This is a genomic window from Paenibacillus oleatilyticus (assembly GCF_018998565.1).
Classification (GTDB): domain Bacteria; phylum Bacillota; class Bacilli; order Paenibacillales; family NBRC-103111; genus Paenibacillus_G; species Paenibacillus_G oleatilyticus.
Genome location: NZ_JAHNZO010000027.1, coordinates 60388 through 82210, shown reverse-complemented (window position 1 = coordinate 82210; position 21823 = coordinate 60388). Strand labels below are relative to the sequence as shown.

Annotated in this window: 17 protein-coding genes; 13 read left to right on the top strand and 4 right to left on the bottom strand. The window is 57.7% G+C overall.

The genetic code is table 11. From position 1 onward, the window contains the following. The first annotated feature begins 132 nt into the window (after positions 1-132). The 4 genes from KQX66_RS27730 (at position 133) to KQX66_RS27715 (ending at position 3715) form a co-directional block, all read left to right on the top strand. Positions 133-1062, top strand: coding sequence for an ABC transporter permease (locus KQX66_RS27730; protein ID WP_438804213.1), 930 nt, complete (start codon positions 133-135; stop codon positions 1060-1062). A gap of 63 nt (positions 1063-1125) precedes the next feature. Beyond that, positions 1126-2040, top strand: coding sequence for a carbohydrate ABC transporter permease (locus KQX66_RS27725; protein ID WP_216796132.1), 915 nt, complete (start codon positions 1126-1128; stop codon positions 2038-2040). Positions 2041-2063: 23 nt separating this feature from the next. Next, positions 2064-3533: an ABC transporter substrate-binding protein gene (locus KQX66_RS27720; protein WP_216796106.1), complete on the top strand. Its 1470-nt coding sequence runs from the start codon at positions 2064-2066 to the stop codon at positions 3531-3533. Continuing rightward, positions 3515-3715, top strand: a complete 201-nt coding sequence (locus tag KQX66_RS27715; protein WP_216796105.1) for a hypothetical protein — start codon at positions 3515-3517, stop codon at positions 3713-3715. The genes KQX66_RS27720 and KQX66_RS27715 overlap by 19 nt, the downstream gene beginning before the upstream one ends. A gap of 613 nt (positions 3716-4328) precedes the next feature. Here the strand turns inward: KQX66_RS27715 and KQX66_RS27710 are convergent. Continuing rightward, positions 4329-5162: a C40 family peptidase gene (locus tag KQX66_RS27710; RefSeq protein WP_216796104.1), complete on the bottom strand. Its 834-nt coding sequence runs from the start codon at positions 5160-5162 to the stop codon at positions 4329-4331. A gap of 159 nt (positions 5163-5321) precedes the next feature. Between KQX66_RS27710 and KQX66_RS27705 the strand changes: the two genes are divergently transcribed. Continuing rightward, complete coding sequence (locus KQX66_RS27705) at positions 5322-6368, top strand: redoxin domain-containing protein (protein WP_253957472.1); 1047 nt, start codon at positions 5322-5324, stop codon at positions 6366-6368. A 131-nt stretch (positions 6369-6499) separates the two neighbouring features. Continuing rightward, positions 6500-7903: an NAD-dependent malic enzyme gene (locus KQX66_RS27700; protein ID WP_216796103.1), complete on the top strand. Its 1404-nt coding sequence runs from the start codon at positions 6500-6502 to the stop codon at positions 7901-7903. A 144-nt stretch (positions 7904-8047) separates the two neighbouring features. Here the strand turns inward: KQX66_RS27700 and KQX66_RS27695 are convergent, their stop codons facing one another. After that, positions 8048-10291: a helix-turn-helix transcriptional regulator gene (locus KQX66_RS27695; protein ID WP_216796102.1), complete on the bottom strand. Its 2244-nt coding sequence runs from the start codon at positions 10289-10291 to the stop codon at positions 8048-8050. A 235-nt stretch (positions 10292-10526) separates the two neighbouring features. On the opposite strand from KQX66_RS27695, the gene KQX66_RS27690 reads away from it, so the two are divergent. From KQX66_RS27690 to KQX66_RS27660, 7 genes are all read left to right on the top strand, one after another. Next, entirely contained in the window at positions 10527-11504 is a 978-nt protein-coding gene (locus KQX66_RS27690) for an ABC transporter permease (RefSeq protein WP_216796130.1), read from the top strand. An 11-nt stretch (positions 11505-11515) separates the two neighbouring features. Beyond that, positions 11516-12379 (top strand): carbohydrate ABC transporter permease, encoded by an 864-nt coding sequence (locus tag KQX66_RS27685; protein ID WP_216796101.1) that lies wholly within the window; start codon positions 11516-11518, stop codon positions 12377-12379. Between the two features lie 89 nt (positions 12380-12468). Continuing rightward, complete coding sequence (locus KQX66_RS27680) at positions 12469-14010, top strand: extracellular solute-binding protein (RefSeq protein ID WP_216796100.1); 1542 nt, start codon at positions 12469-12471, stop codon at positions 14008-14010. 28 nt (positions 14011-14038) lie between these two features. Next, entirely contained in the window at positions 14039-15064 is a 1026-nt protein-coding gene (locus KQX66_RS27675) for a Gfo/Idh/MocA family protein (protein ID WP_216796099.1), read from the top strand. A 58-nt stretch (positions 15065-15122) separates the two neighbouring features. Further along, on the top strand, positions 15123-18152 hold the full coding sequence (locus tag KQX66_RS27670; protein ID WP_216796098.1) for a CBM96 family carbohydrate-binding protein: 3030 nt from the start codon (positions 15123-15125) through the stop codon (positions 18150-18152). Between the two features lie 64 nt (positions 18153-18216). Further along, a complete protein-coding gene (locus KQX66_RS27665) occupies positions 18217-19179 on the top strand; it encodes a Gfo/Idh/MocA family protein (protein WP_216796097.1) in 963 nt (320 codons plus the stop codon). Further along, positions 19176-20072 (top strand): sugar phosphate isomerase/epimerase family protein, encoded by an 897-nt coding sequence (locus tag KQX66_RS27660; RefSeq protein WP_216796096.1) that lies wholly within the window; start codon positions 19176-19178, stop codon positions 20070-20072. Before KQX66_RS27665 ends, KQX66_RS27660 begins: the two co-directional genes overlap by 4 nt. Before the next feature lie 315 nt (positions 20073-20387). On the opposite strand, the gene KQX66_RS27655 is transcribed toward KQX66_RS27660, so the two are convergent. Both KQX66_RS27655 and KQX66_RS27650 read right to left on the bottom strand, forming a co-directional pair. Continuing rightward, positions 20388-21212 carry an SPL family radical SAM protein gene (locus KQX66_RS27655; protein WP_216796095.1) on the bottom strand — a complete coding sequence of 275 codons (825 nt, stop codon included), beginning with the start codon at positions 21210-21212 and terminating at the stop codon, positions 20388-20390. Positions 21213-21266: 54 nt separating this feature from the next. Continuing rightward, on the bottom strand, positions 21267-21809 hold the full coding sequence (locus KQX66_RS27650; protein WP_216796094.1) for an MOSC domain-containing protein: 543 nt from the start codon (positions 21807-21809) through the stop codon (positions 21267-21269). Between the last annotated feature and the right edge of the window lie 14 nt (positions 21810-21823).

Genomic DNA, 21823 nt, shown 5'->3' with positions numbered 1-21823 from the left:
CACCCGTTCTATAGTTTCTTAACTTTCTGCCGCGGACCACATTGGGTAAAGTTAGAAAAGAAAGCGATGTATGCGTTTTCCGAAATGGAGCTTGCAGACGCAAAGAACGGGGGTGAAAAGCTTGTGGGAACCATCGGACGTACACTCAAGAAGCTAAACCGCAACAAAACCTTTTTGCTCATGGTGCTTCCGGGAGCCGTCTATTTCCTGCTGTTCAGCTATTTGCCGATGCCGGGGGCGATCATTGCCTTTAAGGAATACCGCTTCGACCGGGACGGCTTCCTGGCGAGCATATGGCGGAGCAAGTGGACCGGCTTCAAAAACTTCGAATTTTTGTTTCAATCCGAAGACGCTTACATCATCGTGCGCAATACGCTGCTGTACAATTTTGCGTTTATCGTGCTGGGCACGGTTTTATCGGTGATTATGGCCGTTATTTTGCATGAAATCGTCAGCCGTCGGTGGGCGAAAATGTACCAGACCGGCATGTTCCTGCCTTACTTTTTGTCCTGGGTCATCGTCAGCTATTTCTTGTTCAGCTTCCTGAGCGTGGATCGCGGGGTGCTGAATCAGGCGCTGACGGCGCTCGGCATGGAGCGCGTCTCCTGGTATGCGGAACCGGCTTACTGGCCTTACATTCTCGTGCTTGTCAACCTGTGGAAAGGTGTCGGTTATTCCAGCGTCGTCTATCTGGCGGCCATCATCGGCATCGACAAGTCGTATTACGAGGCCGCGATGATTGACGGCGCAGGCAAATGGCAGCAAATTTGGAGCATTACCCTGCCCTTTATCCGGCCGATGATCATCATTCTGACGGTGCTGGCGATCGGCGGCATTTTCCGCGCGGACTTCGGCTTGTTCTATCAGGTGCCGCGCAATACGGGCGCGCTGTTCCCAGTGACCAACGTCATCGATACATACGTGTACCGGGGACTAAAGGTGACGGGCAATATCGGCATGAGCACGGCGGCCGGGCTGTATCAATCGGTGGTCGGACTCGTTCTGGTGCTGGTGACCAACGCCATCGTGAAGCGGATCAACAAAGAGAACGCTTTATTTTAACCACTTCGACGAAAAGGAAAGGGGGGAGTCGGCTTGCCAAGTCCGAATGCGCCTACCGCTGCCATGCGGAAGAAGAGTCGAGACTTTACGAAGCTGTCGCCGTTCTGGAACGGCGTATGCCACGCGATCGCCGGCGGGTTTGCCATTGCCTGCGTATTTCCGTTTATCTTCGTCGTCATTATCTCGCTGACGGACGAGCAAGCGCTGGCGAACAACGGCTATCAGGTGTTTCCGGAGATGTGGAGCTTCGAGGCATACCGGTACCTTTTTCGAACCGGAGGTCAGCTGTTCCGGTCCTATGGGGTGACGCTCTTCGTCACCGTCGTCGGAACGCTGCTCAGCGTGCTGACTGTCGCGTTGTACGCCTATGCGCTGTCCAGAAACAATTTTGCGTACCGGAACGCCTTTGCGTTTTTCGCCTTTTTCACGATGCTGTTTAACGGCGGGCTGGTGCCTTCCTACATCGTGACGACGCAGGTGCTGCATTTGAAGGATACGGTGTGGGCGCTTATTTTGCCCACGTGCGTCAGCGCTTTCTCGATCTTGATCATGCGCACGTTTTTCAAGCAGATGATTCCCGATGCGATCATTGAATCCGGCCGAATCGACGGGGCGGGCGAATGGAAGGTGTTCACGCATCTGGTGCTGCCCATCTCGCTGCCGGGACTGGCGACGATCGGCCTGTTCAGCACGCTCGGCTACTGGAACGATTGGTTCAACGCGCTGCTGTACATCGACAGCCCGAATCTGCTTCCGCTGCAGTCGCTGCTGATGAAGATCGAGAGCAACATTCAGTTTATCGTGCAAAACTCCAATCTCAGCGACGCCACCCAACGCTTCGAAATCGCCAAGTCGCTGCCGCAGGAGTCTTCGAGAATGGCCATGGTCGTCCTGGCTACCGGTCCGATCGTGCTCGCTTATCCGTTCTTTCAGCGGTATTTTGTGCAGGGGCTGACGATCGGAGCGGTCAAAGAATAACATCGTACAAGGAGGAATACTGCATGTTCAAACGGAAACGAATCGCCGCCGGGCTCGCCTCGGTGCTGATCCTGTCCGCGCTGGCCGCCGGCTGCTCCGGCGGTGCAGGTAACCCTGCCCAAGAAGGAGCCGGCGCCGGAAAAGCGGACGGCCAGCCTGTCGAGCTGATCTGGTACACGATCGGCGGACCGCAAAAGGATGCCGACAAAGTAATGGAGGCCGTCAGCAAATATACGAAAGAGAAAATCAACGCCACCGTGAAAATGAAGATGATCGATTGGGGCGACTATTCCCAGAAGATGCAGGTCATCTCCGTATCCGGCGAGCCTTACGACATCGCGTTTACGAGCTCGTGGGCCTTCGACTACGTGCAGAACGCCCGCAAAGGGGCGTTTTACGAGATGGACGGCCTGTTGGACAAATACGGGCAGGGCATCAAGAAGGCCGTGCACCCGTCGTTCCTCGAAGGCTCCAAGGTGAACGGGCACAACTACGGGGTGCCGACGAACAAGGAGCTGCCTGCACAGGCGGTATGGCGGTTCAATAAGCAGTACGTCGACAAATATAAGATGGACCTCTCGAACGTCAGTTCGCTGGAAAGTCTGGAGCCGCTGCTCAAGACGATGAAGGAAAACGAACCGGGCGTCTACCCGATTCCAAGCAACGTCGACCCGTTCGTACCGTTCGATTTCGTCGTACAGGGTATCCCGTTCGGGGTACGGCTCGATACGCAGGACTACAAGATCGTCAACGTATTCGAGACGCCCGAGTACCGGCAAATGAGCGAAACGATGCGCAAGTACTACAAAGCCGGTTATTTGCCGCCCGACGTTGCGACCAAAACGGGCAACGATCACGAGAAAACCGGCAAATGGCTCGTCGACAAAGCGCATACGGTCCCGTTCGCAGACAATTTATGGTCGGAAGGCTTCAAATACGAGATCGTCTCGAAGCCGATTCACGAGCCGATCGTGTTCAACTGGTCGGTGACCGGCTCCATGATGGCAATCTCGGCGAATTCCAAGCATCCCGAGAAAGCGATGGAGTTTTTGAACCTGCTGAACTCCGACGCGTATCTGCGGAATTTGGTAAACTATGGTCTCGAAGGCACGCACTATAAAAAAGTTTCCGAAGGCGTCATCGAGCTGACCCCGGATTCCGGTTACTCCATGCCGTCGTTTACGCTCGGCAACATGTTCCTGCTGAACCGGTTCCCGAAAGACCCGACCGACAAGTGGGAGCAGTACGACAAGTTCAACAAATCGGCCAAGAACGCGCCGCTGCTCGGCTTCCAGTTCGACTCCTCGAAGGTGGAGAACGAGCTTGCCGCTGTCAAGAGCGTGTCGGAGGAGTTCAAGAAAGCGCTGGAGACCGGCTCCGTCGAGCCGTCGGAGGTGCTGCCCAAAGCGATCGACAAGCTGAAAGCCGCCGGTATCAACAAGGTGATGGACGAGGCGCAAAAGCAGCTCGACGCGTGGAGAGCGAAGAAGTAAGCGTAAAGGTGGGGCCGTCTCTGGCGCAGGCAATCTGTGGCGGGGGCGGCTTTGTTGTGAGCTGCTGCAAGCTGCAGCCCCCTTTACGGAAGGAAAAGGGGGCTACCGCAGCAGGACTGATGGAGGCGGGGGCGGACTCGGACACGGCATCCGGCGCGGAGCAGACGCGGAGCCGGACGTAGCCTATGGCGTGGACAGGCGCGGACCCAGACGCGACTATCTGGCTGGGGATCTGGACGTAGGTAGCATCTGGCGCGGACAGATGCGGTCCCAGACGCGACTATCTGGCTTGAACAGGTGAGGATCTGGACGTAGCATCTGGCGCAGACCAGCGCAAACATGGACGCGACATCCGGTTCGAACCACGCGTGAACTTGGACGTGGTTTGGATCAAACTCGGAACAGCCAAAAGCCTTGACCGGACCAAGCTTGAGAAAATAAAGGAACCACGATGCGCTAAGCGGAAGGTTAGTGTGATTTCGGGAACATAGAGGAACTGAGATCATTTAAGCGTGTCGAAAAATGTTCAAACCCCCTGGAATGGAGGCAATAGCGCACCATGGATTATCTATTTCTGCGCGTGCAGGAAAAATTGGGATGATAGCGCATTGCAGTTCCTCTAATTTCCGAGCAGGCACTATGGATGCGGTAGAGGAAAGTCTATTTGTATGGGCTTGGCGTTTTGCCGATTGCGGACCGGTACTTGAACCAAACGTTTTTAGCGAAGGAAGCGCTCGGCATAAAAAAAGCTCCGGCCGCCCTTGAAAAAGGGAGAACCGGAGCTTTTGACAAAGATTATTTCAACGCGCTTCCGCCGAAGACGAAGCGGTGTTCCCAGTGCTTGCCCGCAATCGAGTCGATGCGTACGCCGCCCGATGCTTTCGAAAACGTATGCAGTATTTTACCGTCGCCGAGGTAAATGCCCACATGGGAGATGCGCTGGTTTGACTTATCCGACGGGTAGGCCGACGCTTTCGTTCCTTTATAATCCATGAAGAACATCAGATCACCCGGCTTCAGATTGTGCCAGTCCGTTGTCGTGCCGCCGAGAGACTTGACGTAAGAGGCTTGTCCGCGCGAGTCGCTGGGCAGCGTGATGCCTGCGCCTTCCTTGAACGCCTGGCGGGTGAAGTCGGAGCAATCGAACGTACTGGTGTTCGAACGGCTGGAGCCGAATTCGTAGGGAGTGCCCATATATTTTTTACCTGCGGCTATGATCTTGTTAACGAGCTCACTGCTATTGCCCGTACTCGGCTTGGACGTGCTGCCGCTATTGGACGAGCCTCCGGTATTGGACGTGCTACCGCCATTAGATGTGCCGCTTCCGTTGGATGAGCTTCCGCCGGAACCGTCGGTGCGGACGTATTTGCTGCTTGTGGAGATGTAGCCGACTCTGCCTTGATCGTCGCGAACTTTATACCAATAATTATTAACCTTATCGAGAATGTCTACTTTTTCACCTGTTTTTAGAAGGCCATAGGTGGCTGAACCCGTATTCGGCGCCTTGCGGAAATTCACGCCGCTGACAATGGTGGCATTCGACGCGGCAAGGGCTTGTTCGGCTGTCAAAGCTCCGACGCTGAACGTGACGGTAGTGGCGAGTAACAGTGCGGTAAGTTGCTTTTTCAAGTGGAAATCCCTCCTGCAGTTCTAGTTGTTTTATGTACAAGCCCGGGAATCCATGGACGGAAATCGTCCGGTTCCCCAAGCTGGGACACCATTTGACAACGTCCGGCCGCCGCCCCACAATGAAAGCAGGATATTTGACGAAAGTACGGTGAGCAAACAATGGAAACGTGGACGTGGGGACCTTTCATCCTGCAAAAAAGCATGCTGGTCGTCATTGCGGCAGTTGCGGCGGGTTACGTCATTTCGAGGCTGCGGTTAAAAGGTTGTTCCGTCGGAGGAACGTTCGGCGCGATCGTATCGAATGCGCTTCTTATATGGGTGGTCAGTTGGAAGCTGAGTATCCTTGTCTTCGATCCGGGGAGCGTGCTGTCCAATCCGATGTCGCTGCTTTATTTCAGCGGTGGCGACAAAGGCGTCTGGCTGGCGACGCTGCTGTCCGGCGTCTATGTATGGTGGAGCGCCAAAAAGGCCAAATTGAATGCAGCCGTTTATATGGATTCGGTGCTTGTCTCGGTTATTGGGGGGTATGCCGTCTACGCGGCGCTGATTTTTTTTACGGAAGAGGATAGCCCTATCACTTGGGGACTCAAAGCACTGCTCGCGGCGGGTCTAACGGTTTTCTGGTTCGTGTCCAAAACGAAGACGGAGTGGCAGCCGCTCCTCCAGCGGACGGTCGTCTTCGTCGTGGGGTATGCGCTAATTGCATCGCTGGCCGCCAATGTGTGGGATAAGCCTTCGACGGGGACGGTTGAAGCAGGGGCGAACATCGGTCTCAAAATCGGCCAGCAGGCGCCGGACTTCGAGCTGCCATTGCTTGACGGCCAGACGGTCAAGCTGTCCGACTACCGGGGGCGGACGGTCGTGCTTAATTTTTGGGCGACGTGGTGTCCGCCATGCCAGGCGGAAATGCCGCATATGCAGCAGGTGCATAAGGAGCAGGAGGGCAATGGCGTGACGATTCTCGGCGTCAATGCTACGTCGACGGAGGTCAGCGAGCCGGTCGTGCGCGCATGGGTCAAGGAATGGGGGCTTACGTTCCCGATCGTGCTGGACCGTCAAGGCGAAGTCGGCAAGGCGTACCGCGTGAATGCTTATCCGGCCACGTTCGTCATCGACGCGCAAGGAACGATCCGGGAGAAGCATCCCGGGCCGATGAATGTGGAGATGCTCGAGCAAGCCATCGCGAAAGCGAAGAAGAGCGGGTGAAAAAAGAATTTAATAGGGGATTATAGAGTTTTTCATTTGCGCGAAAAATAAATGTCGTGATAACATGTGATTATTGCAGGTCATATTACTAGGTTCGATACATCATTTTATATAAAAGGAAGGATATCAGCATGGCACAGACAAGTATTATCTTGCGTGTGGAGTTAGACCACGAGAAGGTCACGTTCGGGGATGTAGCCGCCGCAATCAGCAAATCCGGAGGAGACATCACTTCGATCGACGTGATTCGGCCGGGTAAGGATTCCTCCATCCGGGACATCACCGTGGATGTGGCGGAATCCGTGGAATCGCAAGTGGTGGAAGCGCTGAAGCAGCACGAAGGCATCAAGCTGATCAACGTCTCCGACCGCACGTTCCTTGTGCATTTGGGCGGCAAAGTGTCCGTTCAACCGAACCTTCCGATCAAAAACCGCGACGACTTGTCCCGGGTTTACACGCCGGGGGTTGCGCGGGTATGTACGGCAATTCACGAAAATCCGAGGAAAGCGTATTCGCTGACGATCAAACGGAATACCGTAGCGGTCATCACCGACGGGACCGCCGTGCTCGGTCTGGGCGATATCGGTCCGCATGCGGCCGCGCCGGTCATGGAAGGAAAAGCGATGCTGTTCAAGCAGCTCGCTGGTGTCGACGCTTTCCCGATCTGTCTCGATACGAAGGATACGGAAGAAATTATCCGCACGATCAAGGCGATCAGCCCGATCTTCGGCGGTATTAACCTGGAAGACATCAGCTCGCCGCGCTGCTTCGAGATCGAGAGCCGGCTTAACGAAGAGCTCGACATCCCGGTATTCCATGACGATCAGCACGGCACGGCCGTCGTCGTTATCGCGGGACTGCTTAACGCGCTGAAGGTTGTCGGCAAGCGGATCGAGAACGTGCGCGTCGTCGTGAACGGCATCGGCGCCGCAGGCGTATCCATCTGCAAAATGCTGCTGGCCGCAGGCGTTACGAAGCTGGTGCCGGTCGATCGCGAGGGCGCGATTGTCCGCGGCGGCACCTACGAGTATCCGATGTGGCAGTGGCTGGCCGACCAGCCGCAGGTGGAAGCCGAGCCGGGCACGCTGAAAGAAGTGATCCGCGGCGCGGACGTCTTCATCGGCGTATCCCGCGGCGGCCTCTTGAACGGACAAGATGTCCAAACCATGGCACCGGATAGCATCGTCTTCGCGATGGCGAATCCGACGCCGGAGATCGCTCCGGAAGAAGCGCTGCCGTATGTGCGCGTATTTGCTACCGGCCGGAGCGACTATCCGAACCAGATCAACAACGTCCTGGTATTCCCGGGTATTTTCCGCGGGGCGCTTGATTGCCGGGCCCGCAACATCAACGAGCCGATGAAGCTTGCCGCGGCACGCGCCATCGCCTCCGTCGTCACGGATGCCGAGCTGAACGAGCAGTACATTATCCCGAGTATTTTCAACGAGCATGTCGTGAAGAAAGTTCGCCACGCGATTATCGAAGCGGCGATCTTGACCGGCACCGCCCGCCGGATTCCGCCGGATTTCCGGTAAGAACAGGCAATCGCGAACGGCAGCACCATAAGATAGCCGCTCATAGCGAAAAAAGCGAGTTCCTCGAAACGGGGACTCGCTTCTTTTTTACTGCCCGCTTGCTTCGTTCGCGCCGATTACAGCCTGCCATACCTCCCGCACGGCTCACGCTCCGCTCTGCTTCTTGCGGTATTCTCCCGGCGTCATGCCGGAGTAGCGCTTGAACATGCGGATGAACGAATTGACGTTCTGGTAGCCGAGACGCAGCGCGATATCCTGGATTTTGAGCTCAAGATCGAGCAGCAGCTCTTGCGCGTGGCGGATACGCACATGGTGCAGGTAATCACTGAAATTCATCCCGGTCTTCTCCTTGAAATACGTCGATACATATCCCCGGGAAAGATTCAGCTTGTCGGCGATCAGATCGAGCGAGACGTCCTCGCTCAAATGCTCCTCCGTGTACCGCTTCACGAACTCGATCACCGGGTCTTTGTGCTCGCTGGAAGCGGCAATCGCCTCGGCCGCCTGGCCGAGCAGGCGTTCCAGCAGCGACTGCGCCTCCGCGTACGTGAAGCACTGCTCGATGTCCGCGAGCAGTGCCCGCTCGGCGGGCATCGCCTGCAGCGGCAGCCCCGCCGCTTCGACCGCCTTCAGCGCCAGACCCGCAGTCTGCTGCAGAAATCGCCGCAGCTCCGGGACCGTCGCTTCACGCCCGCGCAGCGCCTCAAGCTGCTGCAAAGTCCACTGGCGCAGCGGCTCAAAGCTGCCGGAGCGCACCTTCGTCTGCAGCTCCTGCTCCTGCATCGCCGTCAGCCGGTACGGCTGGCGAACCGCCGATTGGCGGATGATCTGCGTCTCCTCCAGTGGTTGGCGCTCTCCCGCAAGCATCAGCGCCCGCTCGTAAGCGGTGGCGAACTCTGACGCCGGCAAGGAGGGCCCGCTGACCGCAATCGTAAAATGACACCAATCCTTGTCGTAGTCGAACACTTCCTTCAAGCCGGCCAGACAATTGTCTGCAACCGGTTGTCCATGCTCGCTGAACGCCAGCGTCAAGATTTGATCCTTGTCGATCTGGAACGTCAGCGCATCCGAATGAGAGCGCTTTACATAAGACTCGATATATTCCCGGATGAAGTAGGTCGCCCGCTCGCGTTCGAGGCTCGTCTCCTCCATAAACCGCGGCAAGAAACGAAGCTGGAACAAGATCAGCGTAAACGGCTTTTGAATAAACGACGTATCGTTCAAATCCGGATGCTTCGTATGAATCTGCTTCAGCTTGTCGGTAAATGCGTAGTATCGCAGCAGCGAATTTTTGTCCGACAGATCCCGGCGCATCCTGCCGATCTGCTCGCCAATCAGCTCGAATTCGCGGATTCGGAAGTCGGCGGACACTCCCGGATCGTTGTATTGATGGACCGTACGGAGCAGCCGCTGAACCGGATAGTTCAAGCGCACGCTGAACAGCACCGACGTGACGACGCTGATCCCGATCGTGACGGCGAGCAGCGAGATTAGAATCAGATTGAGCCGCAGCAGCTCGGACGAGATGCTTTCGATCGGCACCATCGTGACGTACCGGAACCCGGTGTGCTTTCCTTTTTGCTGGAACAAATAATGATCCCCCAGCTTCGTCTCGCTGGCGTCCTCCGTAAACGCCGGCAGCCTGGCCGCAGCTGCGTCCGGATCAGAAGCGTAAATCAGCTTCTGCTGCTCGTCCAGAATGAAGAACGGGTTGTCCAGCGAGTAATGGAGCGTCCGCGCCATCTTATCGCCGTCCAGGAAGACAAGGAAGAGCACGTCACGGTACAGCGCGTTTTTGACCGAGACCGGAATGAGCCGCCCGAGCCCCTGCTCCAGATTCATATATTTCTGCGAAAAGAGTGCCGCTGGATGAATGCGGTAAAAATACGGCTCTGCGAGCTGTCCCCTCCAATAATCGGGCGGGTAGGCGGGCGACCGGTAAAACTTGCCGAACATGTCCTCCACACGGCTTGTCCCTTCTTTTTCCAGCACGAAGTCCCCGTTTTTGAAATAAAACACGATATTCTCATAAAACATGAGCGGATTGGCCATCAGCGCCTTAATTTCCGCATGCAGGTTGACCGTCTTCTCAGACCCTGCCGTTTGCGGCAGCTGGCGGAGCACGTTCAGATTAGCGGTCAGCTCGTTGTTCTGGTTCAGGCTGAGCAGCATATCGATCGTCAGCTTGAAATGCGTTTCGTAGCTTTCCATCGTATGTCTCATATTCAGGCTGTTGTATTTGACAATTTCGTCGTGGATTTTGCCCTTGAGATAAAGAAACGACCCGAAATTGAAGGCGGCCAGCAGCAGGATGATAGCAAGAAAACTCACAAGCAGCCGGGCAAACAAGGAATTCGTCCTCCACTTCTCCGGCCAGGCGATGCGCATGGATTGCCCTCCTTTTTCGTGCTGCGAAACTATGTCTCAATTATAAAGGCTCGGATATCCCGATCCCAATACTCATTTTTTCAGGTTCGTATGCATCCTGTCACATTTCCGAACCAAAGTCGATCCCCCGGCAATCTGGAGGATTTCGCAGCGGCCTGCCGCTTTGCTATGCTAACGCTGACACCGGAGCTCGGGCAGGGCAAGCCGGCAAACTACCGAGACAGAGGGGATGAGTATGGGAATGGAGGAGACGGCGGGAATGAAGCTGACGGTCCGGCAGCCGGCGGCGAATGCGAATAAAAGGTTAAGCAGCCGCGCTATCCGGACGTGGCACCGGACCAAATATTTATGGCTGCTGTTTTTACCGTGCTTGATTTATTTTCTGGTGTTCCGCTACGCTCCGATGTTCGGTTTGATCATCACGTTTCAAAATTATAACGTGTTCAAAGGCATCTGGGCGAGCGAATGGGTCGGCTTCAAATACTACGAGATGTTTTTGAGCAACCCCGATTTTTTCAAGCTGCTGCGCAATACGTTTTTGCTCGGGCTGTATAAGCTGGCATTCGGATTTCCGGCGCCGATCGTTCTCGCCCTCATGCTGCACGAGCTGAAAAATGCCGTGTTTAAACGGTTCGTACAGACCGTCAGCTATTTGCCGCATTTCATCTCGAACGTTATCGTAGCCAGCATGGTCATTATGTTTCTGTCGCCGACAGGCGGCGTGATCAATCACTGGATTCGCGCGCTCGGCTTCGAGCCGGTCAACTTCATGATGGAGCCCGGCATGTTCCGCTCGATCTACGTGCTGTCGGAAATTTGGCAGCATATCGGGTGGGAGACGATCATCTATCTCGCCGCGTTGACTTCAGTGGACCCGGGGCTGTATGAGGCTGCCGGCATCGACGGAGCGGGACGGTGGAGCAAAATGTGGCACGTCACGCTGCCCGGCATCGCGCCGGCGATTGTAATCGTATTCATTCTGAACGTAGGGAAAGTACTGGAGATCGGTTTTGAAAAAGTATTTCTCATGTATAATCCCGCGGTATACGAGACGGCGGACATTATCGGCACTTATGTATACCGGGTCGGGCTCGTTCAAGGCAACTTCAGCTATGCCTCGGCCATCGACTTGTTTATGGGGGTCATCAGCTTGATCTTCATCTGCTCGGCGAATTACATCAGCCGCAAAATCAGCGAGCACAGCTTATGGTAGGAGGGGGAAGCATGCGCAGGTGGAGCTGGTTCGACGCGGTCAATATCGTTCTGCTGCTCGGGGTGGCGGCGGCCACGCTGTATCCGTTCGTGTACATGGCGGCTGTATCGGTGAGCAAGGACATTTACGTGATGAAAAACGAAGTGTTCCTTTGGCCCAAAGGGTTCAATCTCAACATGTACGAGGTCGTCTTCCGCGACAAGCAGATTTGGAGCGCGTACAGAAATACGATTTTGTACGTGACCTTGGGAACGGCCGTATCGCTCGTCGTCACGTCCATGGGCGCCTACGCGCTGTCCCGCAAGGATATGGCGTTTCAACGGGGCTTTACGCTCATGATTGTATTCACGATGTTTTTCAGCGGCGGGATGATTCCGACCTTTCTCGTCGTCCGCGAGCTCGGGCTCGTCGATACGATCTGGGCGATGGTGCTGCCGGGGGCGGTCAACACGTGGAACCTGATCATCATGCGGACGTTTTTCAGCGGTATGCCGAAGGAGCTTGAGGAGTCGGGGCGGATGGACGGCCTGACCGATATCGGCGTCTTCGTGCGGATCGTGCTGCCGCTGTCCAAAGCGGTGTTCGCGACCATCGGCTTGTTCTACGCGGTGGCGCTGTGGAACAACTTTTACTTGCCGCTGCTGTACCTGCGCCAGCCCGACTTGTTCCCGCTGCAGGTGCTGCTGCGCAATCTGATCCTCGCAGGGGCGGTCAATTCCGGCGAAGTCACCAGCATTGGAGGTGATAACCTGATCGTCGAGGATTCGCTTAAATTCGCCACTATTATGGTATCAACCGTGCCGATTCTGCTCATCTATCCGTTCATCCAGAAGTATTTCGTCAAGGGCGTCATGATCGGAGCGGTAAAAGGGTAACGGCCATCATGCGGCGAATGGTTAGGCCAAGAAAGCCCAAATAGCATGATTGACATTACAGGCATACAGAAGGGGAGGAAGCTTTTTCTATGACAAAAAGTGCGCTTCTCACGCTTGCTGCGATCCTTGCGGTCACGGCCGCCGGCTGCAGCGGCTCGGAACCGGGCAAACCGCCGGCGGCGGACGCCGAAGGGGGCCAACAGCCCTCCGGGAAAAAAACGTTCACCGCGCTGCTGGACAATAACGCGACGTTCCCATACAGCAAGGACTGGCCGATCTGGAACATGATCGAAGAGAAGACGGGCGCCCGCCTGGAGGTGCAGCTGCCCTCCGGCAAATTGAGCGATTCGCTCAGCCTGGTCGTCGCCTCCGGCAATATGCCTGACCTGCTCTATATGCCGAACCGGAAGAAGGAATCGAACAAATACGGCCAGCAGGGCGCGCTTGTCAACATTTTGGATCATCTGGACGTCATGCCGAACCTCAAGAAATGGATGGAGAATTACCCGGAGGAGGCGAAGGCAGCCGTGGCGGCGGACGGGAAGATGTACATGTTCCCGAACCAGGGCTTCGGGGAAACGAACCGGATGATCTGGATGTATCGGGAGGACGTGTTCAAGAAGCACAATTTGACGCCGCCGAAAACGTACGACGAGCTGTATACGGTGCTCAAGAAGCTGAAGGAAGCGTATCCGGACAGCTACCCGCTGTCGTTCCGGTTCGGGCAAATTCCCGACGAGATGATGGCGCACTTTACGACCAATTTCCAGACCGGCGAAGACGTCTATTACGATTTCGACGCCAAAGCGTGGAAATATGGCCCGACCGAAGACAACTACAAGAAGCTGCTCGAAACGTTCCATAAATTTAACAAGGAAGGCCTGATCCAGCCTGATTTTCTGACGGTGCAGACGAAGCAGTGGCAGGACATGATGTCCACGAACAAGTCGTTTATTACGATCGACTACATCAGCCGGATCGATTTCTTCAACAACGCGATGCGTAAGGAGAACCCGCAGTACAACCTGCAGTTTATGGCTCCGCCGGCGGGGATTGCGGGCGGCAAGCAGTACAATCCGTACATGCATTTTCTGGATGGCGGTCTGACCGTATCGTCCACCTCCAAGAGAGTGAAGGACGTCATGAAGTACATGGATTTCTTCTACAGCGAAGAAGGGCGTACGCTGGCAAGCTGGGGGAAAGAAGGCGAGACGTATGTGACGGACGGCGGCAAAAAGAAGTTCAAGCCGGAATTCACCGACCTGACCGAAATGCGCAAGAAGACGGGGCTCGCCACGAGCGGTACGTACACGTGGATCGATTTCGACTCGCATCTGTCGCTGTTTACCCCCGATCTGCAGAAAGCGTATCAGGAGGCGCGGCAATACGATCCTCCGGCGATGCAGCCTAGACCGGCCTTCACGGAGAAAGAGCTGGAAACGCTGTCGGTGACCGGAGAAGCGGTCAAGAAATACCGCGAGGAAAGCTTCGCCAAATTTGTGACCGGCTCCCGGAATTTGGCCGAGTGGGACAAATATGTACAGGAACTGAACGGGCTTGGAACGCAAAAGCTGGTCGATCTGTACATGCAAGCATACCAGCGGCTCGATGCAGCTGCGCCAAAAAAATAATCCGCTTTAAACGATGGAGGAGAATCCTATGAAACGCAATATTCGATTTGCTTTGGTGGGTACGGGCGTTATCGCTGTGAACCACGCGAAAGCGATTGCCGCGCATCCTGAAGCGGAGCTCGTCGCGATCGCCGAAAAGGATGCCGACCGCGGCAGGGCGTTCGCCGCCGAGCATGGCATCGGGCAAGTGTTCGGCGATTACGAGCGGATGCTGAAGCAGGACGACATCGACGTGATCTGCGTCTGCGTGCCGAGCGGGCTGCACGGCGACGTGACGATTGCGTCCGCGCAGGCGGGCAAGCACGTGCTCTGCGAGAAGCCGCTCGAAATCCGGCGGGAGAAAATGGACGAGATGATCGCTGCGTGCCGCAAGTACGGCGTCAAGCTGGGCACCGTCTTCCAGAAGCGGACGACGCAGCAGGCGGCGATCGTCGGGCGCGCGATCCGCGAAGGAAAGCTCGGCAAGCTGGTGCTTGGCGATGTATACATGAAATATTATCGCAGCCCCGAATACTACCGCAGCGCCGATTGGCGAGGTACTTGGGCGGTCGACGGCGGAGGCGCGCTGATGAACCAGGGGGTGCACGGCATCGACCTGCTGCTCTCGCTGATGGGCGACGTTGAATCCGTATTCGCTTACGCCGCTCCGCTGGTGCGCGATATCGAAGTGGAAGATACGGCAGTCGCTACGGTCAAATATAAAAACGGCGCGTTCGGCGTCATTCAAGGCACGACGTCCGTCTATCCGGGCACGGAGATGCGGGCGGAAATTCACGGCGAGCTGGGCTCGATCGTTTTTGCCGACAGCGGATTTAAAGTATGGAAATTCGCTGGAAGCGACGAAGAAGCTCCGCAGGCGGCGGGAAAGGCGGAAGGCAGCAGCGATCCGCGAGCGATTTCCGGCGACGGCCACTATATTCTCGTAGACGACATGATCGGCGCGATCCGGGAAGACCGCGATCCGCTTATTCCGGGCGAAGAGGGCCGCCAGGCGGTCGACCTGATCTTGGCGATCTACGAATCCGCGCGCACAAGGCAGGAAGTAAAGCTATAGCTTTTCGTTTCTTTTGTTTCGGGAAGGCGACTTCACAATATAGGAGCTGGTGATCGGGATGTGGAAACGTCGTATTCGTTTGCGTTTTGCGGTTTGGCTGCTGCTCTTGGGGCTGTGTTCCGTCTTCGGCGCGCCGGGGACCGTTCCCCGGGCGCTTGCGGCAGCGGCCGTCACCATCGACTCGCCTGTCGACGGCACGCCGGTCGGCTCGGGGACGATCCGGATTACGGGAACGTATCAGGACGTGTACGATCTTGTTCTGTTGATTGACGGGAAAAGGCAGGCCGAGGTCCGCAAGGAAGACCCGGACGGGGACGACAGCGGCAGTTGGTATTACGATCTGGATACGTCGGCGTTTAACGGTCCGGTTCGGATCATCGCCAAAGGACTTGACGTGAATACACGCTACGGGGTTTGGAGCCGGACGCTTACACTGTTAGCGAGCAATCCGGCCCGGACCGCTCCGGTTGTCCGGATCGACAATCCGCAGGAAGGGAAGGGGCTCACGGGGGAGGTGCCGGTCCAAATATCCGTGGATTCTCCAAACGCGGTGCAGCGCGTTGATGTCCGCATTAACGGCGGACCGTGGGAGGCGGCGGATCGCAAAGGGGACCATTATCAATATATATGGCAGACGCAGGACATCGGCGAACGGACGAGCAGCATCGAGGCTAAAGCGGTGGACGACCGCGGCAATACGGGCTTCAGCATGACGACCTATGCGCAGGTGGGCAAAGGGACGGATGAGCCGGTCACGGTGGAAAAGCAGGACCGCGCCATGTGGATCTGGGAGCCGGCTTCGTACAATCTGCTGCTGAATCCGGGCTCGCGCAGCGTGCTCGACGCGATGGCCAAGGATACGGCGACGTTCGGCTCCGATCCGGTAACCGTATTTTATATCGCGGTAGGCTCTTATGGCGGGATCGACATACTGGAGGATAACCGGGAAGCGGTCCGCGATTTTCTGACTTGGGCGCATGCCCGGGGGTATCAGGTATTCGCTTGTATCGCAGGAGGCACGTCGCCGGCATATATGGGCGCCTATACTGAATATCATCCGTTGGCACTGCGCCAGTTGGAGAAGATCATCAACTACAACATCGCTTCCCCGGCAGGCGCGCGCTTCGATGGCGTGAACGCCGACATCGAGCCGTACATCTCGCCGGATTTCAAAGAACAGTACCCTTCGCTTCAGAAGCAATATTTGGACCTGTCGAAAAAGATGGCGGACCGGCGCAATGCCGCAGGAATCGATCTGCCGATCGGTCCGGCCATACCGAAGTGGTACGACTCGTCGAACGAGTCCAAGAATATCGAATGGAACGGCGCAACGAAATGGCTGTCTGAGCATATTCAGGACATTTCCGATTATATCTCGATCATGGATTACCGCGATACGGCCGACGGGACGGCAGGCATCATTGCAGGCGCAGAAGGCGAAATTGCCTACGCCGCGAAAATCGGCAAGCCGAACTCCGTCGTCATCGGCGTCGAGACGCTCGATATCGCCAATAGCGGCGATCCGGAGACGATCACGTTCCGCGAGGAAGGCCGGACGGCGATGGAAGCGGAGCTAGATAAAGTGTATGCAGCGTTCGAAAACAAGCCGGGGTTTGGCGGCATCGCGATGCACCATTATGATTCGCTGCGCGCCCTGCCGTCGCACTGGGGGCCGGGAGCCGTGTTCTGGCAGCCACCGGCCGATACGGAGCCGCCGACCGCCGTCTCCCGCAATCCTGTGGCGACTGCGACGGACTACAGCACCGTTCAACTATCCTACGGGATGGCGTTCGACAATACCGAGGTGGACAAATACGTCGTTTACCGGAGCACGCAGTCGGGCTTTACAGCCGGAGCTGCGACCGCGGTCGGCACTGCAAGAAGCTTATCCTTCAAAGATACCGGGCTGCTGCCGAATACGACGTACTATTATAAAGTCGCGGCTATGGATGTCCGGGGCAACGTCGGCCCCGCTTCGGCGGAGACGCAGGCGACGACAAGAACGACGGCGCTTAAGCCGATGATCGTCTCGGAGCTGCAGGTCGTGCGCAGCGGGAACAGCGCCAGCGCAGCGCTGCAAGTCGTCGACAAGGCGACGGGACAGCCTGTGACGACGGAAGTGTACGGCCGCTTCACCTATGCCGGCGGCAAATATACGGGCGGCCTTGCGACCGGCGGCGCCATCACGCTTGTCTCCGAGGCGCTGCCGCAGGCCGCGCAGGTTGGGTTCGAGCCGCGCCGCATCACGGCGGCCGGCTACTACTGGGCGCAGGCGTACGATGCGCCGCATGCGGCGGCGCTGTACCCGCGGGTTCGCCTACAGGGTCTTAGCCTCGGCGCGGGCGCGCTGGAGCCAGGCTTTACGCCGGACCGGCTCCAGTATACCGCCTCGGTATCTGCCGATACGTACCGGCTTGCCGTGACGGCCCGTCCGGAGGCGGCGAACGCCGCCGTGTTCGTGAACGGAGCGCTGGTGACTCCGGGTGCTCCCGCAGAGGTGGCTCTGCAGCCGGGTGCGAATCGCATCACGGTCCGGACCGCCGGACCTGACGGAACGACGGACAGCTATACGATAACGGTCAACCGCGCAGCAGTTGGCAGCAACATGTTGCGTCCGGTTACCGACGCGTATGTCTTTGAGAACGCTCCGACCGAAAATTACGGGTCCGCCGAGCTGCTGGACATCATCGATGCCCCGCGGGCGGCTGGGGGAGGCGACAAGCTTGCGCTGATGAAATTCAATTTCGGGGCGTACCCGGAGCCTGTGCATTCCGCCAAGCTGTATGTGTACGTTCATGCGGCTCCGGCTGTTGCCGTGCCGATCACGGTACAAGGGCTGACAGCGGACGGCTGGAGCGAGGAGACGGTGAATTGGAACAATCGTCCTGGCGGCACGGCGCTTAGCATCGGTACGCTGTCCGTCTCGCAAAGCGGCTGGTATGGTATCGATGTTACCCCATTCCTTCAGAGCCAGACGGACGGGCTTGCGACATTCCGTTTGACGGACTCCAATACGAAGAACTCGTTAGTGCAGCTTCACTCGAAAGAGCATACGGAGCATCAGCCGTACGTGATTATCAACCCTTAATCCAAATCGCACAAGGCTCGGATTTTTATGTGCAAGCAAGCCCAAGAACAGGAGGCAATTGCAAATGAACTCTGTACTTCGCATCGGCATGATCGGCTTGGATACGTCGCATGCTGTCGATTTTACGGAACTGCTGAACGACCCGAATCATCAGCATCACGTCCCGGGAGCCCGGGTAACGGTGGCGTTTCCGGGCGGCTCGCCCGATTTCGAACTGAGCGCCGGCCGGGTGGAAGGCTTCACGGAGACGCTGCGGAGCAAGCACGGCGTGGAGATCGCGGATACGCCGGAAGCGGTCGCGGAACGCTGCGACGCAATTCTGCTCGAATCCGTGGATGGGCGGGTGCACCTGGAGCAGTTTCGCCGCATTGCGCACTATGGCAAGCCGGTGTTTATCGACAAGCCGTTAGCGGCCAGCTCGCGGGATGCCGAAGAAATCGCGCGCGTTGCAGAGCAGTACGGTGTCGAGGTGATGAGCTGCTCCGCCGTCCGCTTCGCGCAAACGTTGACGGAGGCGGTCGCTTCGGAGGAGGGCGGCGCCATCATCGGCGCGGACTGCTACGGTCCGATGGACCTGCAGCCGACTCAGCCGGGACTGTTCTGGTATGGTGTGCATACGGCCGATATGCTGTACGCCGCCATGGGGACGGACTGCATCTGGGTCCAGGCGCATACGAACGACGACCACGATCTCATCGTCGGCACCTGGGCGGACGGCCGCATCGGCACGATCCGCGGGAATCGCCGAGGCAATCGGAGGTTCGGCGCGTGGGTGCACCGCGAGAAACGGACGTTGTACGCCGATGTCTACGCGTCCGACAAGCCGTACTATGCGCTGCTGCTCGAAAGCATCGTCGGCTGGTTTGCCGGCGGCCGTCCGGCGGTCGATCTGCGCGAGACGCTGGAGGTCGTCCGCTTTATGGAAGCCGCCAACGAAAGCCGCGTCACGGGCCGGGCGGTATCGCTCGGCGTTTCCCCGGCATCCGCTCAAACGGCTATTGCCCGGGAAGGGGGCAAGCCGTCATGACATGGCCGTTTCGGCTGGCTGTGTTGACCGACGAGGTGTCGCAGGATATTGAGGCGGTGATCTGCTTTTGCCGCGACTATAAGCTGGAAGCGGTCGAACTGCGCTCCATCGACGATCAGCCGCTCTTCAAGCTATCGGACGAGCGGATTGATGCGCTTGCGACGAGGCTGCGGGAAGCGGGTCTGACCGTATGCGGCTTGTCTTCGCCGGTATTCAAATGCGAACTGGACGACGAGGCGCAGATCGAGGAGCATCTCGGGATTCTGCAGCGATATGCGGAACTGGCCCGCCGCTTTGGCTGCCGTTACGTCCGGGGCTTCAGCTTCTGGGCGCACGGCCCGTTCGATGAAGCGCTCCCGCGTATCGCGGAGCGGCTGCGAGGAATCGCCGGGATGATGGAAGCGGCAGGGCTTGTCTACGCGCTCGAATTCGACCCCGCCGTCTATGCGACGAACGGCGCCAAAGTGCGGCGGCTGCTGGATGCGGTGGCCTCCCCGCACCTTCGGGCGCTGTACGACCCGGGCAACGACTTATGGGACCCGGACGGCGAAGTGCCTTATCCGGACGGCTACGAGCATTTGCGCGGGCAGATCTGCCATATTCATTTGAAGGATGCGGTGCGGACGGCGGAAGGCGTTCAAGGTGTTGCGATCGGGGAGGGCGAAGTGGATTACCGGGCGCTGCTGCTGCGCTTGCTAGCGGACGGCTACGACGGCTATCTGGTCGTCGAGACGCATTACCGCTTGCGCTCGCAGCTTACGGAGGAGCAGCTCAAGCGTCCTTCCGGCAGCGCCTTCTCGGAAGGCGGAGAAGAGGCGTCACGGGAGTGCATGGATGGCTTACTCCGCTTATTGGAAAGCATTCGTCCGGCAGCGGAGAAGCGGAGATCGTAAACCGCATTATAAAAGGGAGGCATCGGGGTTATCGATGCCTCCCTCAGAGTGTTGAGAAAGTGAGCATTTACAAAAATAGAGAAATATACGGAGGTGGGGTATCCACTGGAGAAGCGATAGCGGCCGCCTTTGTCTTCGGGAAATGTCCGCTGATAAGCGGCTTCAATAAAAATTTCCCGATGACAACAGCGGTCGGAAGTGGATACCCCACCCTTTCGTAACCTCTATAATCCCGTTTGACCACTTTCGCAACAAGCTCAGGGAGGCATCGGGTTATCGATGCCTCCCTTTTTTTCATAAATGGACTCCTGCTTCTTACGGCAAAAAGCCCGCCTGACTGACCAAGATCCGCTCTTCCGAAAAATGCCGCTTCAACTGCTCCAGTACTTGGCGGTAAGCGTCGCGGTCATACCAAGCCTCCAGACCGAGCGACTCGTAAATGCGCCGGATGCCGAGGCGCTCCGTGCGCCGACCAAGGCTGCCGTCGCCCATGAAGAAATCGTCGACGACGAGCCGCGTCACGCCGGTATCCCGCAGCGCTTGCGCAAAGCCGTCGCTGCTCGGCAGCACGGGCGAAACGGCCGCTTGCGTGGGAACGCCCGCTTCGACGAGCTTGCGCAGCGCCCGCAGCCGGGCGGGGATCGGCGGCGCGGCGGGCGAGAACGCCTTGCGGACCGACTCCAGATCGGTCTCGATCGTGAGGCTGACACGTACGCGCGATCCGAGCCGCTGGAGCAGATCGATATCCCGGGTGACGAGCGGGCTGCGCGTTTGCAGCAGTACAAAGTCGGGCGCGTCTCCTTCCGCCATCGTTTCGAGCAGCGAACGGGTCAGCCCGGTCCGGTATTCGACCGGCTGGTAAGGGTCCGTGCTGGAGGACATAAAGATGGAGACAGGGCCCTTGCGCTTCGCCCGGACGAGTTCTTTGGCGAGCAGCTCCGCGGCCGACGATTTTACGTCGACCCAGCTTCCCCAAGGCTCCGGGCGAAACTTCGCCACCGGCATTTCGCGCACGTAGCAGTAGGTGCAGGCGAAGGCGCAGCCGGAATAAGGATTGAGCGTATGCGTATAGCCCGTCAAGTAGCCGGTGGCTGGATTAAGCAGCTGCTTGGGGGCTTTGAACGTAACGGTCGGAAGCACCTCCCGCACCTCGCTTCGCTTGTAAAATGTGAAATCGGCCGGGTCCTGCCCCGGTTACTCGATCATAATCCGCACGGTATCGCCTTCTGCGATCGTGCCTATGCGCTCGACGGAGCAGACGATGCCGCGCCGCTTCTTCGCGGCAGCCGTGAAGCGGGTAGCTGCCGCAGCATGGCCTGTCGCTTCGGCGATCATTTCGCCCGGCCCTGTGCAGGGAAGGTTCTCACCTTCGCCGATCAAGCCCGTTCCGGCAGGGAACAGCAGGCGTGCACCCTGCGGCAGCAGCGTAAGGGAGGGATATCCTTCCAAGAGCAGATTGGCGCCGAGCCATTCCGGGAGCACTTCGGGCAGCCCTAGCCGCTCGGCGATCTGGGCCAATTCCTCGACGGAGACGATGCTGATTTGCCTCCGGTTGGCAATTTCGGTGCCGCGCGGATAAAACCGCTGCCGGCTGTCGGCAGGCCGCGTGAGTCCGTAATGCCGGTCACCGGGAATGCCGGCAAGATCCACAGTGACGGAGCTTTCCCGCGCGGTGACAAATGTATGCGGATCGCGGGCGGCCAGCACGGCCTTGACCCGGGCTTCAAAAGTTTTCATAGTCGCGTATATCC